Annotated in this window: 11 protein-coding genes and 1 tRNA gene; 11 read left to right on the top strand and 1 reads right to left on the bottom strand. The window is 29.9% G+C overall.

All coding sequences use genetic code 11. The annotated features are described in order from the left end of the window. The first annotated feature begins 47 nt into the window (after nucleotides 1-47). The 10 genes from H593_RS0104930 to H593_RS19885 all read left to right on the top strand — a co-directional run bounded on the left by H593_RS0104930 (nucleotide 48) and on the right by H593_RS19885 (nucleotide 11992). On the top strand, nucleotides 48-332 hold the full coding sequence (locus H593_RS0104930; protein ID WP_028871414.1) for a helix-turn-helix domain-containing protein: 285 nt from the start codon (nucleotides 48-50) through the stop codon (nucleotides 330-332). Nucleotides 333-399: 67 nt separating this feature from the next. Continuing rightward, nucleotides 400-1749: a DUF3987 domain-containing protein gene (locus tag H593_RS0104925; RefSeq protein ID WP_028871413.1), complete on the top strand. Its 1350-nt coding sequence runs from the start codon at nucleotides 400-402 to the stop codon at nucleotides 1747-1749. Nucleotides 1750-1868: 119 nt separating this feature from the next. After that, nucleotides 1869-2825: a DUF6371 domain-containing protein gene (locus H593_RS0104920; RefSeq protein ID WP_028871412.1), complete on the top strand. Its 957-nt coding sequence runs from the start codon at nucleotides 1869-1871 to the stop codon at nucleotides 2823-2825. Between the two features lie 118 nt (nucleotides 2826-2943). Further along, the gene (locus tag H593_RS20740; RefSeq protein ID WP_157588779.1) at nucleotides 2944-3081 is read left to right on the top strand and encodes a hypothetical protein; all 138 of its coding nucleotides are present in this window, start codon (nucleotides 2944-2946) and stop codon (nucleotides 3079-3081) included. Between the two features lie 457 nt (nucleotides 3082-3538). After that, entirely contained in the window at nucleotides 3539-4201 is a 663-nt protein-coding gene (locus H593_RS0104910; RefSeq protein WP_157588778.1) for a hypothetical protein, read from the top strand. A 133-nt stretch (nucleotides 4202-4334) separates the two neighbouring features. Then, nucleotides 4335-6029, top strand: coding sequence for an ATP-dependent nuclease (locus H593_RS0104905; RefSeq protein WP_028871410.1), 1695 nt, complete (start codon nucleotides 4335-4337; stop codon nucleotides 6027-6029). A gap of 314 nt (nucleotides 6030-6343) precedes the next feature. After that, nucleotides 6344-9529 carry a type ISP restriction/modification enzyme gene (locus tag H593_RS0104900; protein ID WP_028871409.1) on the top strand — a complete coding sequence of 1062 codons (3186 nt, stop codon included), beginning with the start codon at nucleotides 6344-6346 and terminating at the stop codon, nucleotides 9527-9529. Next, nucleotides 9526-10203, top strand: a complete 678-nt coding sequence (locus H593_RS0104895) for a hypothetical protein (protein WP_028871408.1) — start codon at nucleotides 9526-9528, stop codon at nucleotides 10201-10203. Before H593_RS0104900 ends, H593_RS0104895 begins: the two co-directional genes overlap by 4 nt. 62 nt (nucleotides 10204-10265) lie before the next feature. Continuing rightward, nucleotides 10266-11141: a PD-(D/E)XK nuclease family protein gene (locus H593_RS0104890; RefSeq protein WP_028871407.1), complete on the top strand. Its 876-nt coding sequence runs from the start codon at nucleotides 10266-10268 to the stop codon at nucleotides 11139-11141. 173 nt (nucleotides 11142-11314) lie between these two features. Beyond that, nucleotides 11315-11992, top strand: coding sequence for a hypothetical protein (locus H593_RS19885; RefSeq protein WP_051229623.1), 678 nt, complete (start codon nucleotides 11315-11317; stop codon nucleotides 11990-11992). A gap of 374 nt (nucleotides 11993-12366) precedes the next feature. On the opposite strand, the gene H593_RS0104880 is transcribed toward H593_RS19885, so the two are convergent. After that, a tRNA-Leu gene (locus H593_RS0104880) sits at nucleotides 12367-12448 on the bottom strand. Between the two features lie 118 nt (nucleotides 12449-12566). On the opposite strand from H593_RS0104880, the gene H593_RS0104875 reads away from it, so the two are divergent. Further along, on the top strand, nucleotides 12567-13955 hold the full coding sequence (locus H593_RS0104875) for a dipeptidase (RefSeq protein WP_028871406.1): 1389 nt from the start codon (nucleotides 12567-12569) through the stop codon (nucleotides 13953-13955). Nucleotides 13956-14019 lie beyond the last annotated feature (64 nt).

The raw sequence follows: 14019 nt of genomic DNA, 5'->3' as shown, positions 1-14019 counted from the left end.
TAAATACGTATAATTTTACGATATAGTTTAATCAAAAACCATATCGTATGACAAATGTAACACAAGTTCATAACGTTTCTAAGTCTGAGCTTTTTCAGTACTTAGAAGACGTTATTGAAAAAAAACTCGCTCCACTAACAGCGAAAAATCAAGAGGAAAAGCTATCAGTTAAAGAGGTCGCTGAAGAATTAGGGGTAGTTGAATTAACCATTCATAATTACATTAAAAAAGGTATGCTACCCGCATACAAAATCGGACGTCGAATCTTTATTAATCGCTCCGCTATTGACCACGCACTTAAAGAGGTCAAATCACTAAAACACAAACGATAATAAAAGAATAAACCCCATGGTTTTAGGAGAACCATAGGGTTTCGCATTATTAATTTAATAAACTTATATGCTAAATAAAGATACTAATAAAAGTGATAAAAACCACGATTTAAAGCAAATAGAAAATAAAATCGATAGCCTTACTTGTTCTAATAAGGATTATGCTTTAAAACAGCTTGACGAAATACTCTTAAAATTACCAATTCAAATAAGGGAATTAGTAAATGATTCGTTTTATTACAAAAGAGTACCTAAGGAATTTCTACTAAGCTCTATTCTCTTTGCTTTTAGTAATGCTTCAGGATTAGCATTCAATATTAATTGTATGAATTATACAAATTACTGCAACCTATATTTTGCAGTTGTAGGTAGTCGTGGTGACACAAAATCGGAGGCAATGCGAATTGCTACAAATCCATTAAAAGAATTTGATGATGATGAATACGATAATTTCAAAATAAAGGATGCTGATTTAAAAAAAGCTATTTCAACTCAACAAGAATTGTCAACAGCAAAAGTGATTAGAAAGCAATTGTTATATCAGAACGCGACTATCGAAGCGATGCATTTCGCTCATTACGAAAACCCTTATTCTGTTGGTATGTATACTGATGAATTAGATGCTTTAATTGAGAAAATGGCTAATAAAAGCAGTCAGGAGGGTAATCTTTGGCGCATCTTTTATCTTCAAGGGTTCACTAACAGTGAAATTGATATAAGAAGAAAAACGACAGACAGCTTTAGACTGAAGAAAAGTTACCCAACTTTATTAGGCTCTATTCAACATCAATTTATACCTAAACTGTTTGCAAATGGAAATTTAGAGAGCGGTTTTATTGATAGAATATTGTTCGTTGTTAATTTGACTAAAAACAACAAAATAACGAAGAAAGTGTTTCCTAAGTCTACAACAGAAAATTACTCAGCCTTATTAAAGAACTTACTCGACTATAGATCCTCTATTGAAAATCAAGATTCCTTTGATAGTGAACAAACAGAAAAACCACTCACGATAGCAATTCAGTTAGATGCACAAGAAAAAATTCATCAGTATTCGCAATGTCTATTAAATCAACAAAATAATTTGACAGACCACACCAAAGAGTATGTCTCTAAAATGTTGATTTCTATTCATAAAATAGTATTACTCGTACATTTAATAAAAAAATCCGAAGGCTGTAATTATCAATCAAAAATAAGCTTAGACACTGTTAATTTGGCTATTCTTATAAACGATTTTTATTTTACAAATTTCAAAATGATATTAGAATATCAGGACAAAACTTTCGACAAAAAATCATTCATGACCAAGCTTATAAAAATGGCAAAAATTAATGGTTCGTCACAAAAAAGTGTAGTTGATGTTACAGGTTTAAGTAGAGGTCAAGTTTCTAAACACTTTAATAAAAAAAATTGAAACGTTGGAAACTGGAAACTGGAAACTTAAGTCCGCTGAGTCAATGTTTTCAGTGTACACAATAGATTCAATTAATATTGGAAGTTTCCAGTTTCCAGTTTCCGTACTAAACAATTAATATGAAAAGAGTAGAATTTCAATATAAGTTCAAAAATAAAAGGAATTATAAGCTAATAACTCCCTGCTGTAATAAACGAAATAAAGACGGTAAATTCGCTAACTATTCAGGTATTCCAGATCAATACGGGTACTGCCATTCATGCGGAAAATCTAATTTACCTCCAACTATTTATATAAATAAAAATGGAGTTTACTGCATTTGGGATAATGGCTTAGAAAGGTTCACACCTCTTAATAGCTATGATGAACTAAGCAAAATTAAATTACAAATTCGAAGCAATCAACAAAAGCAAAAAAAAATTACACAAAATTATATTACTGAGAGCGTTATTTGGGAAAATTACCACATAAAACCTGAAAACAATCTTTTGAAATACTTGAGAAATAGATATGGTAATGAAAAGACTAAAGAAGCCAAAGAAATGTACGTAATTGGAACATCTAAACGAGGTGGAACAATATTTTGGAATATTAATAAAAGTTTAAAAACTCAAAAATCAGAAATACAATTTTTTGATAATAGAGGAAAGAGAACTCCTGTTGTCTATTCGCCATATACAAACGCTAAAGGATACTTTTCTTGCTTATTTGGAGAGCATTTACTGATTGATGAATTAAGAAACAGTAAAAATCAAATTGTAGTTCTCGTTGAAGGCGCGAAAACAGCTATAGTTGGCTCTATACTTCTACCCAAATACACATGGCTTGCCTACGGAGGCGCTAATGGTCTGACAGACAAAAAGATAAACTGTCTTATTGGTTATACAGTTTTGATTATTCCTGATATGTCAAACAATGCAGTTCAAATTATTAATTCTAAAATTCCATACCTGAGAGAAATAGGTATAGACGCAAAATTATGGGATATGACAAACGGAAAGTCTGATGCCGAATTAAAATTAGAAGGAGTTTATAATGATGATTTAGAAGACGTTTTTAGACTTATAAACTTTTAATGTATCAAGTATAATTAGCATTAACTAAAAACGTATTAAAACAAGTATTTTATTAAATTCTAAAACAACAATTTTTATTTTACACTTATATTTTCCACTCTTAACAGAATAACATATTATGAAATACTCGAACTCAAAATTAAAAGCCGCATTAGCATCTTTAATAGATTTGAATACCTACTTAGATAATAGAGATAATTATTCGAAAGAAGAAAGAGATATAATCAGAGAAGAATTTAAGAAGAGTTTGAAATAACACCAGCACTAACTCTTAGAATACTCTGTTAACTTTTATTAAACAGTTCGATAAATTAAAATAAACAGTTTGTATAGCGAAATAAATTACATATGTTATCAATTAGATAACATATGTAATCAAAATCAACAGTTCGATTTTTAAAATGCATAACATTTGTAGTCAAAATCGACAGTTCGATAATTAAAAACACGAGATTTTATTGCCAAAAATTACATAACAATTGTAGTCAAATCAGCAGTTCTATAATTTGAAATAAAAAACTACTCATAGAATTCACGACAGAGCTTGCTAAAAAACTTCTTCTTGGAGTATAAAAAGTGCATATAACGAATTGCATAAACCATTGTTTACTGTGTGTGCGCTCCTAAAAATTAAGCTTAATACGGAAAACCGTAAGAAAAGAAAAAGCGAATGTTGCATTTTTACATATAAAACCATGTATAAATTAAACTTAATGACGAAAATTTATAAAATATTAAGAATCGGATGTTTAGGCATAATCGGACTTTTTGTAATAAGCGTAATTTTAGCTGGAATCTTTAGTGCAGACACAGGAACAAACAATTTGACTAATAAAGGAATCGCAACCAAAGAAATTGATAGTGTCCAAATAAAACAAAACTTAAAAATCAAAGACAGTATTGCGATTGTTAAAAAACAGAAAAAAGACAAAGCAGAAAAAGCACTAAAATCATTCAAAAAGAGTGAAGACGAATTTAAAGGAAACACTTTTTACAGAGATCCAAGAACACCATTTTATGCAAATAGGAATTTCATTTATCCATATATTGGACAAAAAGGAGATAATTATTGGTTAAGACTAAAATTGCAATACGCTTCTGATGATTGGCTGTTTATAAATAGAGGAATTTTATTGATTGACGGAGAGCAATATACGATAAGTGGAACTTGGGAAAGAGACAATAATTCAGGAATTTGGGAATGGTTAGATATGCAAGTTGGGACAAATGAACGGTTAATATTAGATAGAATTGCAAACTCTAAATCTGCTAAAGTAAGATACGAAGGAAGACAATATCACAATGACAGAACTATAACATCAAAAGAAAAAAGTATCATTAAAAAAACATTAGAGATTTACGATAATCTAAAATAAAAACTATACACAACAATGTATATATAGCATTCAGAACATTCATAAAAAATAAAGAATTGCTATCTTAGTGTTATAATGAGAATATAGACTATAAAGTATATCTAATTGTTAGCCACAACCGCAAAAAAAACTTATGAAAATAGAAAAACTGAACATTGAAAATTATCGAACCATAGAAAAACTTGAAATCAGTTTGGATTCTTATTATACAGCAATTTCAGGTAGAAATAATTCTGGAAAATCTAACATTTTAAGAGTTCTTAGATTTATCCTTGGTGATAATTCAATGTTTAGTGGAGATGACATAGAGATTAACTACAAATCTGATTTCCCTATTTGGAAGAAAAATGAAACAAATGAATCTATAAAAATATGTGCAACAATATTATTGTATAAAAATTTTGATTCATCTCTTATTAAATATGTTAATACATTTGGTTTAGGAAAAAAAGATGAGAAAGAGGAAAACATTACTCTTGAATTACATTTTGAGTTAAAAGCAGACATTTCTAATCCGATTATAAAATTAATTATAAACGAAGTAGAAATAGAGGAATATAAATCAAAAGAAATAGTTCAAAAAATAAGAAATACAAAAACACTTATATTTCATAATTCCACTCAAACTGATATGTCTTGGGCTTTCAGAAGAAATGTTCACGGATTTATTGATGATTTTACATCTCAAAGTAGTGCTGGTTTACAAAGTAAAAAACAAGCTCTAACTAAAGAATTAAAAAAATTAATTGAGCAACACAGAAAAGATTTATCTCAATTAATTGGCAGACTTGAAGATAAATATGATGTTGGTCTTAACTTCCCGGGAATAAATTTAGACAGAATTCCTTTCGAGATTACTTTAGGTGAAAAAGACTATGATATTCCTTTGGAAGATTGGGGAAGTGGAACAAAAAATAGAACTCTAATTTTAAAAAGTATTTTTAATGCAAAAAGAATAGTTGAATCAGAGGACACAGAAAATAAATCAACACCAGTTGTTATTATAGAAGAACCTGAAAGTTTTTTGCATCCTTCTGCACAAGCTGAGTTTGGAAGAATTCTTCAAGATTTATCTGAAGAATATAAAATACAACTAATTTGTACGACTCATAGTCCTTACCTTTTAAGTCACAAGAGTCCTAAATCAAATATTTTAATAAATAGAAAAATTGAACGTAAGAAATTACGAGAAGCATATGTTGAAGAAGTTAGTGATGATAATTGGAAAGCTCCATTTGAAACTGCTTTAGGAATGATAGGACCTGAATTTGAATCTCTAAAAGATGCTTTTTTCTCAAAAGACAATACAATACTTTTCGTAGAAGGAAAAATCGACAAAGAATATTTTGAATTATTAAAAGACGAAAAACACGGCTCTAATAAATTAGACTTTGTAGGAGAAATTTATTCTTATGACGGTTTTGGCTTTATGACAAATAATCAACTACTAAAATTCATTGTAGATAGATTCAGTCGCATTCTCATTACACTTGATTTAGACACTTCTAAAAAGGTAGAACCTAACCTTAAAAGAGTTGGATTAGTAAAAGATAAAGACTACATAATAATAGGAAAAGATACAAGTGGTAAAAGAAACGTTGAAGGTTTGCTTACAGATATCGTTATTAATAAAGTTAATGCAGAAAACACTGATTTAGTTCAAGGTTTAATGTCTGACGACAAAGAGGAAGTAAAGTCTGCAAAAAATTCACTGAAAGGTAAATATCTTGAAGAAATGAAACAAAACTCTTTACCTAATGAAGAATATTATGGAGAATTTTACAAAGTTGTTAAGAAAATAAACAAACAATTAAAAGGCAGTGGCTAACAATGGCTATAATTAATACGGGTTTTGGTGCTTACCCCAAAGTTTAATGCATTTAACCAAGTCCGCCAAATCTTTTTGATTTGGCTTTAAAAATAAAAAGATAAAACAAAACAAAAAGTTTTGGCTAAGTGCTTAATCGGAAATTAATTACTTTTAATTCCCGCACTAACCATAGCCGAGACGTTACCTGCAAGCTGAAAAAAAACCAGCCGCACAAATAGCACATTTGGTTTTTGCCAACGTTACAGCCAAAGCTTAAAAACCAAAAGAGCTATTTTTAGCCAACGCTCACCGAGAATAATGAGAATTGAAATATGACAATAGAAAATTACATTGACAACATAAATCAGAGATATAAACTCGGAAACGCTACTGAACATACTTTTAGAGGAGATTTACAGCAACTGATTGAAAGTTTAATCCCTGAAGTAAGAGCTACGAACGAACCGAAAAGACAATCTTGCGGAGCACCTGACTATATCTTGACAAAAAAAGATATTCCCGTAGGATTTATTGAAGCAAAAGATATTGGAGACAAAGACCTTGAAGGAAAAAAGAAATCGGTAAACAAAGAACAATTTGACCGATATAAAGCATCATTAGACAATCTGATTTTTACGGATTACATAGATTTTCATTTATACAATGACGGGGAATTTATCACAAAAATTGCCATTGCAGAAATAACTGAAAAAGGAATTGTTGCCCTTCCTCAAAATTTTGCAACATTTGAAAATCTAATCAAAGACTTTTGTACTCACATTGGACAAAACATCAAAAGTTCTAAAAAATTAGCAGAAATGATGGCGGGTAAAGCTCGCCTTCTTTCTGATGTTATTGAAAATGCTTTAACAAGTGATGAAACGCATAATGAAGACAGTACTTTAAAGGAGCAAATGATTGCCTTTAAAAATATTCTGATTCACGATATTACTCCAAAAGGATTTGCAGATGTTTATGCTCAAACGATAGCTTATGGAATGTTTGCTGCTCGTTTACACGACCCTACTTTAGATACTTTCAGCCGACAAGAAGCTTCTGAATTGATTCCGAAATCAAATCCGTTTTTAAGAAAACTCTTTGGTTACATTGCTGGACCAGATATTGACGACCGAATTAAATGGATTGTAGATAACCTAACTGAAATATTTTTAGCGTGTAATGTAGAAGAAATTCTTAAAAATTACGGAAAGTCAACAAAAATGGAAGACCCAATCATCCATTTTTACGAAGATTTTTTAAGTGAATATGACCCTGAACTAAAAGTACAAAGAGGAGTTTGGTACACTCCTGCTCCTATTGTAAATTTTATTGTTCGTGCTGTTGATAATATTTTAAAAACGGAATTTGATTTACCACAAGGTCTTGCCGATACAAGTAAAACGACTATCAAAGTAAAAACCGACATCCCAAATAAAAATTTTAAAAGCGGATATAAAGAAGTAGACCAAAAGGTGCATAAAGTTCAAATTCTTGACCCAGCCACAGGAACTGGCACTTTTTTAGCCGAAGTAATAAAACATATAAACAAAAAATTTAAAGGTCAAGAAGGTATTTGGAGTGGCTATGTTGAAAATCATCTTTTACCACGTCTAAATGGTTTTGAGCTCTTAATGGCAAGTTATGCAATGGCACATTTACAATTAGATTTGTTGTTAAAAGAATCTGGTTTTAAACCAACTAAAAACCAAAGAACAAGAGTTTATCTAACCAATAGTTTAGAAGAAGCTCATCCAGATACAGGTACTTTATTTGCAAATTGGTTAAGTAGTGAAGCGAATGAAGCAAACCATATAAAACGAGACACACCTGTAATGTGTGTAATTGGTAATCCACCGTACGCAATTAGTAGTAGTAATAAAGGGAAATGGATACAAAACTTATTAATTGATTACAAAAAAGACTTAAATGAACGTAAAATAAATATTGATGATGATTACATTAAATTCATTCGTTATGGTCAACATTATATAGATAAAAATGGAGAAGGTATTTTAGCATATATTTCAAGTAATAGTTTTCTTGATGGAGTTACACATAGACAAATGCGTAAAAATCTACTCGAAACTTTCGATAGTATTTATATAATAGATTTACACGGAAATGCTAAAAAGAAAGAAACATCACCAGATGGAACTGTAGACCAAAATGTATTTGATATTATGACAGGTGTTTCAATTAATATTTTTGTTAAGTCAAAAAAGAAAAAAGGAAAAACTTTAGGAAAGGTGTTTCACACTGATGTCTATGGAGTTAGAGATTTTAAATATGAATTCTTAATTAATAACAATTTTAATTCAATTTCTTGGAATAGCATTAAATACCAAGAACCATATTACTTTTTTGTTCCAAAAGACTTTTCAAATAAAGATATTTATCAAAAAGGCTTTAAAGTAAATGAGCTCTTCAGTAATTATAATACTGGAATACAAACAAAAAGAGATGCTCTTTGCTTACAATATAAGCAGAAAGAGTTAGAGCAAATCAAAAATGACTTTTTTAATTTAGATGATGAAGAAATTAGAAATAAATACAATTTAGTTGCTGATAATAGAGATTGGAAGATTCCATACGCAAAAGAAGATTTAAGAAATAACAAACCTAAAATAGTCAAGATAACACATCGTCCTTTTGACAATAAATGGACATTTTACACTGGAAAATCAAAAGGATTTATTGGTTATCCAAGAGGTAAGACTATGAAACATATGTTATCAGGAAACAATCTTGCTTTATTGTTAGGTAGACAAAATAAGTCAGACACTATAGATAGCTTTTTTATTACAAATCTAATGTCTGAAATGAAATGCGCAGAAAGAACAATTCAATCTTATCATTTGCCTTTATATATAGATAATGAAATTAATCAACAGCAAACGCTTATAAATGCCCCAGAAAGAATACCTAATCTAAATTCAGAGATTGTAAATGAAATTGCTGAAAAATTAGATTTGACATTCACTAATGAAAAAGAATTAACTAAAAATTGTTTTGCCCCAATTGATATTTTAGATTACATATATGCTGTTTTACATTCACCTAATTATAGAAAAAAATACAAAGAATTATTAAAAATAGACTTCGCAAGAATTCCTTTCCCAAAAGATAAAGAAACCTTTTTGCAATTAGTAAAATTAGGAGGTGAATTACGCCAATTTCATTTATTAGAAACCCCAAAGGTCGAAGAATATATTTCCAGTTACCCTAAAAGTGGTGATAATAAAATAACTAGAAAACTGTCAAAAAACGATATAGGATATGAACCAATTGACAACTCAAAAGGAAAGGTTTGGATAAATGATGAGCAATATTTTGAAAATATACCATTAACAGCTTGGGAATTATATATTGGAGGTTATCAACCTGCCCAAAAGTGGTTGAAAGACCGCAGAGAAAGAATATTAGAATTTGATGAGATTATGCATTATCAGAAAATAATAGTTGCTCTTTCAGAAACGGACAAATTGATGAAAGAAATTGATAATATTGAGATTGAATGAGCTACGTAACACTAACAAAAGAACAGTTGCTTATTGAGATTGACAATAAATCAAAAGCAATTATCAATATGGGGCAACAGCTAACGGCAATTACTCCCAAAATGGAAATATTTGATATTTTTTTGATTGCTGCATTAAACCGCACTGTTAATATTTCTAAGGCATATACATCATTAATTAGAGATAACAATTTTATTGCAGCTGCTCCATTAGTAAGAATTAATATTGACACATTGTTACGATTGTATGCTTCAATTATTTCAGAATACGACAGAAATACTTTTGCCTCTAAAGTTATGGGAGGTGAATTAATAAAGAAGATGAAACTTAGAGGAACTAAACAAAACTTAAGTGATTTTTTACTATATACTGAAATTTCAAAAGTTGAAAATATGGAATGGGTTACTGATATATATAAAGCAGCTAATTCATTTGTACATTTAGAAAAGTCACATATTTTTTCATCTTTAAAAGTTGCTGATGATAAAGAAAGAATTATTAATATGTCAATAGGGTTTCACGATTCATTTGTTCCAGAAAGCGAAAAATTTGGTTCAGCTGTTTGGATGAATAAGACAATTGATTCTATAATACAACAAGCTCAAATTTGGATGTATGAAAAAGCTCAAAGAGTAGGTTTTGATATTGAAAAATTGAATAAAACAAAAAGTTAAATACTATAGCTAATTTATTTAGAAACACATTTATAATATTTATTATAACATTTTCCCAAAATATGAATTCACAAAATCCAAAAAAAACATTTTTAGAAGTCTTAAAAGTTCATAATAAAGAAGTTCCAATAGCTAATTTATTAGCATTCTATTTTAGACCTAATGAAAAGCATAATTTGGATAGTTTATTTATAAACACATTGCTGAATACTGAATGCTACAACTTAATACCATATGATAAAAGTGGTTTATTAAAGAATAATGTTTCTAACCCATTTAATAAAATATCAATAAAGAACACAAAAGTAAAAACGGAAGTAAAAACAGAAAAGGATAAACGAATTGATATATTAATAGAAACCGATGATTTTGTTATCTGTATAGAGTTTAAAATAAATCACGATTTCAATAATCCATTAGAAATCTACAAAAAATACATTGATAAACATTATTCTAATAAAAATCAATATTTTGTAATTCTAACACCTTATAGCAAAATACCATTAGAAAAAACAAAAACTTATCTCGAAAACAATAAAGAATTTAAGCAAATACAATTAAGTGATTTTATTGAAAATATAACAGATAAACTACCAAATGATTATTTTAATAATAATGACGAAAACTCGTTCTACTTGAAAGATTTTATTCAGACAATTAAAAACCGTAGAATCCGCTCAAAAAGGCATAACAAACTAAATGAATTAAGTAAATATCTATTAGAGAATGATATTGTAAATGAATTTTACAATAATATTAATGGAGGATTTTTAGATATTAGAAAAGATGATTATCGTTTAAAAATTAGAATAAACGAAACGGAATTTAATATTGAAAAGTGGAAGAATGAAAAAGTTAAAGAAAAAACACTATTTTCAATTGATTATAATACAGATTTGAAAGTAATATTGGAAAAAATAAACAAAACCTGTGGCTAACAGGAAGGTTCAGGCATTTTTAGGAAGTCGCCAAATTTTTAAATTTGACGAATTGCCAAAAATAAAATAATCAGTAAAATTTAAAAATTCGGCTTGTGCTTATCCGAAAAGTAGTCGCTTATTTTCCGCACTACGTTTCATATACAAGACCGTTGTATGTAATTAAAAAAAATATGAGAACACAATTTAAGACCTTAATTCTTTTAATTTTTCCAATACTTGCATTTGGACAAAATGACTTCATAGAATCCGAATTATATAATACTAAAGAACTTAATGAAATATATACAGCCGAAATTGGAAATTCAATTATAGTATCTGGTTATGAAAAAATCACTCAAGCATTAGAAGTTATATCCTCGCCTGAATTAAAGATTGGAATTATTAAATACCCAATTAAAGCTGGAGACAAATTACCGTACTATGGTATTACAAGAGAAATATGGATGTTATATTGTTATGATGAAGAATATCGCTATCCTCGAGGCACAGTAGGAGTCGCTTATAATACCGAAACAAAAATTTATATTCCTTATGTAAAAAACAGTGGAAAAGGATTTATAACCAAACAATCTAAAAAGGGCAATATTGAAGTTATTAAAACCACAATAGTTGATAAAAATTGTGAAGATTGTTTTAAAAAAGAACTAATTTATAATGGAAAAGAAGGTGATGTTGTAAAATTCACATATCGCGAGTTCATAAATAATATGATTCGCCCTGCCTTTAACCAAGATTTATCATACGACTTAAACGAAGGAAAAATAATAGGCTTTAAAGGATCAAGAATTGAAGTTATAAATACATCTAACATTGGAATAGAATACAAAGTTCAAAAATATTTTGAATAAAAAAACTACATACAACACGGTGTATAATTAATTGCTTGTTCACTGCCGACTTACGAACATTCCTGCGGAATATTCTATCTGTGATTTATTTGCTAAATTAGTTCCTTAATCACGCAACTAACCATACACAAGACCGTTGGCAATAATACCGAAAACTAAATTTAATTATGATAAAAAAGAAACTTTATTGGTTTAGATATCTAAGATATGCATTAAATTCTCTTTGGTATCATATCTTATTCCCTGTAGGCACTAAAAGTGATGATTTCAGTAAATAATGGAATAAAGATTGAATTAAACACCTTGAGTTTGTCAACTCCATTGTCAACCAAAAAAATAAAGCCTTGAAAATCAATGATTTACAAGGCTTATTGTACAGGCGGGGAGACTCGAACTCCCACACCGTAAAGCACTAGATCCTAAGTCTAGCGTGTCTACCAATTCCACCACGCCTGCATTTGTCCCAAAAGGGATTGCAAATATAAAAAATAGTTTCTTAATTCAATTAACTTTATTTAAGAAAATATTGCTTATTGATTTTGTATTTTTGAAAGAATCTTAAAACAACTAAAATATGCTACATTTTCAATCCTATATTGAAGAACATAAAGATAGATTTCTGAATGAACTTATAGACCTTCTTAAAATACCATCTGTAAGTGCAGATCCTGCTTACAAGGATAATGTGTTTCAAACTGCAGACATTATTAAAGACAGTCTTTTAAAGGCTGGTTGTGATCATGTTGAAATTTGTGAAACTCAAGGTTTCCCAATCGTATATGGCGAAAAAACAATAGATAAAAACTTACCTACCATTCTCGTTTATGGACATTATGATGTACAACCTGCAGATCCTATTGAATTATGGGATTCACCACCTTATGAACCTGTAATCAAGAAAACAGCTATTCATCCAGAAGGCGCGATATTTGCTCGCGGTGCTTGTGACGATAAAGGTCAAATGTATATGCATGTCAAGGCTATGGAGTTTATGACAGAGACCAATCAATTACCATGTAACGTCAAATTCATGATTGAAGGAGAAGAAGAGGTTGGCAGTGTAAATCTTTCTACGTTTGTGAAAGCTAATCAAGAAAAACTGAAGAATGATGTCATACTCATATCAGATACAGGAATGATAGCTCAAGATGTACCGTCAATCACTACTGGTCTTCGTGGATTAAGTTATGTTGAAGTTGAAGTTACTGGTCCAAACCGCGATCTTCATTCTGGATTATATGGAGGTGCTGTAGCAAATCCAATAAATATTTTAACCAAAATGATTGCGTCTTTACATGACGAGAATAATCACATCAGCATTCCTGGGTTTTATGATAAGGTTGAAGATCTTTCTGATGCTGAACGTTCAGAAATGGCAAAAGCTCCTTTTTCATTGGATGCCTATGAAAAATCAATAGGTATCGATTCCGTTTATGGTGAAAAAGGCTATTCAACTAATGAGCGTAATTCTATTAGACCAACGCTCGATGTCAATGGTATTTGGGGTGGCTATATTGGTGAAGGCGCAAAAACAGTGATTGCAAGTCAGGCCTTTGCTAAAATATCGATGCGTCTAGTGCCAAATCAAGAATGGGAAGCGATTACAGAGTTGTTCAAAACACATTTTGAAAGCATTGCTCCTGCTGGTGTAACAGTGAAAGTTACACCTCATCATGGCGGACAAGGTTACGTTACACCAATTGACAGTATTGGTTATGAAGCAGCTTCAAAAGCATATTATGATACGTTTGGAAAAAAACCAATACCACAAAGAAGTGGCGGAAGTATTCCTATTGTATCACTATTTGAACAGGAGTTAAAAAGCAAAACGATATTAATGGGATTTGGTTTGGATAGCGATGCTATTCACTCTCCTAACGAACATTTCGGCGTTTGGAATTACTTTAAAGGCATTGAAACGATACCTTTATTCTACAAGTATTTTACGGAGCTCAGTAAATAAACAAAATGCCACCAATTAATAGTTGGTGGCATTCTTTTTTTCTTTGGAAATTGGAAGACTTTAA

Source organism: Psychroserpens burtonensis DSM 12212 (assembly GCF_000425305.1).
Taxonomy (GTDB): domain Bacteria; phylum Bacteroidota; class Bacteroidia; order Flavobacteriales; family Flavobacteriaceae; genus Psychroserpens; species Psychroserpens burtonensis.
This window is presented reverse-complemented; position numbering and strand designations above follow the sequence as displayed.

Coding starts and splice junctions, on each gene's coding strand:
- H593_RS0104930 (WP_028871414.1), top strand. CDS start 48: ATGACAAATGTAACACAAGTTCATAACGTTTCTAAGTCTGAGCTTTTT.
- H593_RS0104925 (WP_028871413.1), top strand. CDS start 400: ATGCTAAATAAAGATACTAATAAAAGTGATAAAAACCACGATTTAAAG.
- H593_RS0104920 (WP_028871412.1), top strand. CDS start 1,869: ATGAAAAGAGTAGAATTTCAATATAAGTTCAAAAATAAAAGGAATTAT.
- H593_RS20740 (WP_157588779.1), top strand. CDS start 2,944: ATGAAATACTCGAACTCAAAATTAAAAGCCGCATTAGCATCTTTAATA.
- H593_RS0104910 (WP_157588778.1), top strand. CDS start 3,539: ATGACGAAAATTTATAAAATATTAAGAATCGGATGTTTAGGCATAATC.
- H593_RS0104905 (WP_028871410.1), top strand. CDS start 4,335: ATGAAAATAGAAAAACTGAACATTGAAAATTATCGAACCATAGAAAAA.
- H593_RS0104900 (WP_028871409.1), top strand. CDS start 6,344: ATGACAATAGAAAATTACATTGACAACATAAATCAGAGATATAAACTC.
- H593_RS0104895 (WP_028871408.1), top strand. CDS start 9,526: ATGAGCTACGTAACACTAACAAAAGAACAGTTGCTTATTGAGATTGAC.
- H593_RS0104890 (WP_028871407.1), top strand. CDS start 10,266: ATGAATTCACAAAATCCAAAAAAAACATTTTTAGAAGTCTTAAAAGTT.
- H593_RS19885 (WP_051229623.1), top strand. CDS start 11,315: ATGAGAACACAATTTAAGACCTTAATTCTTTTAATTTTTCCAATACTT.
- H593_RS0104875 (WP_028871406.1), top strand. CDS start 12,567: ATGCTACATTTTCAATCCTATATTGAAGAACATAAAGATAGATTTCTG.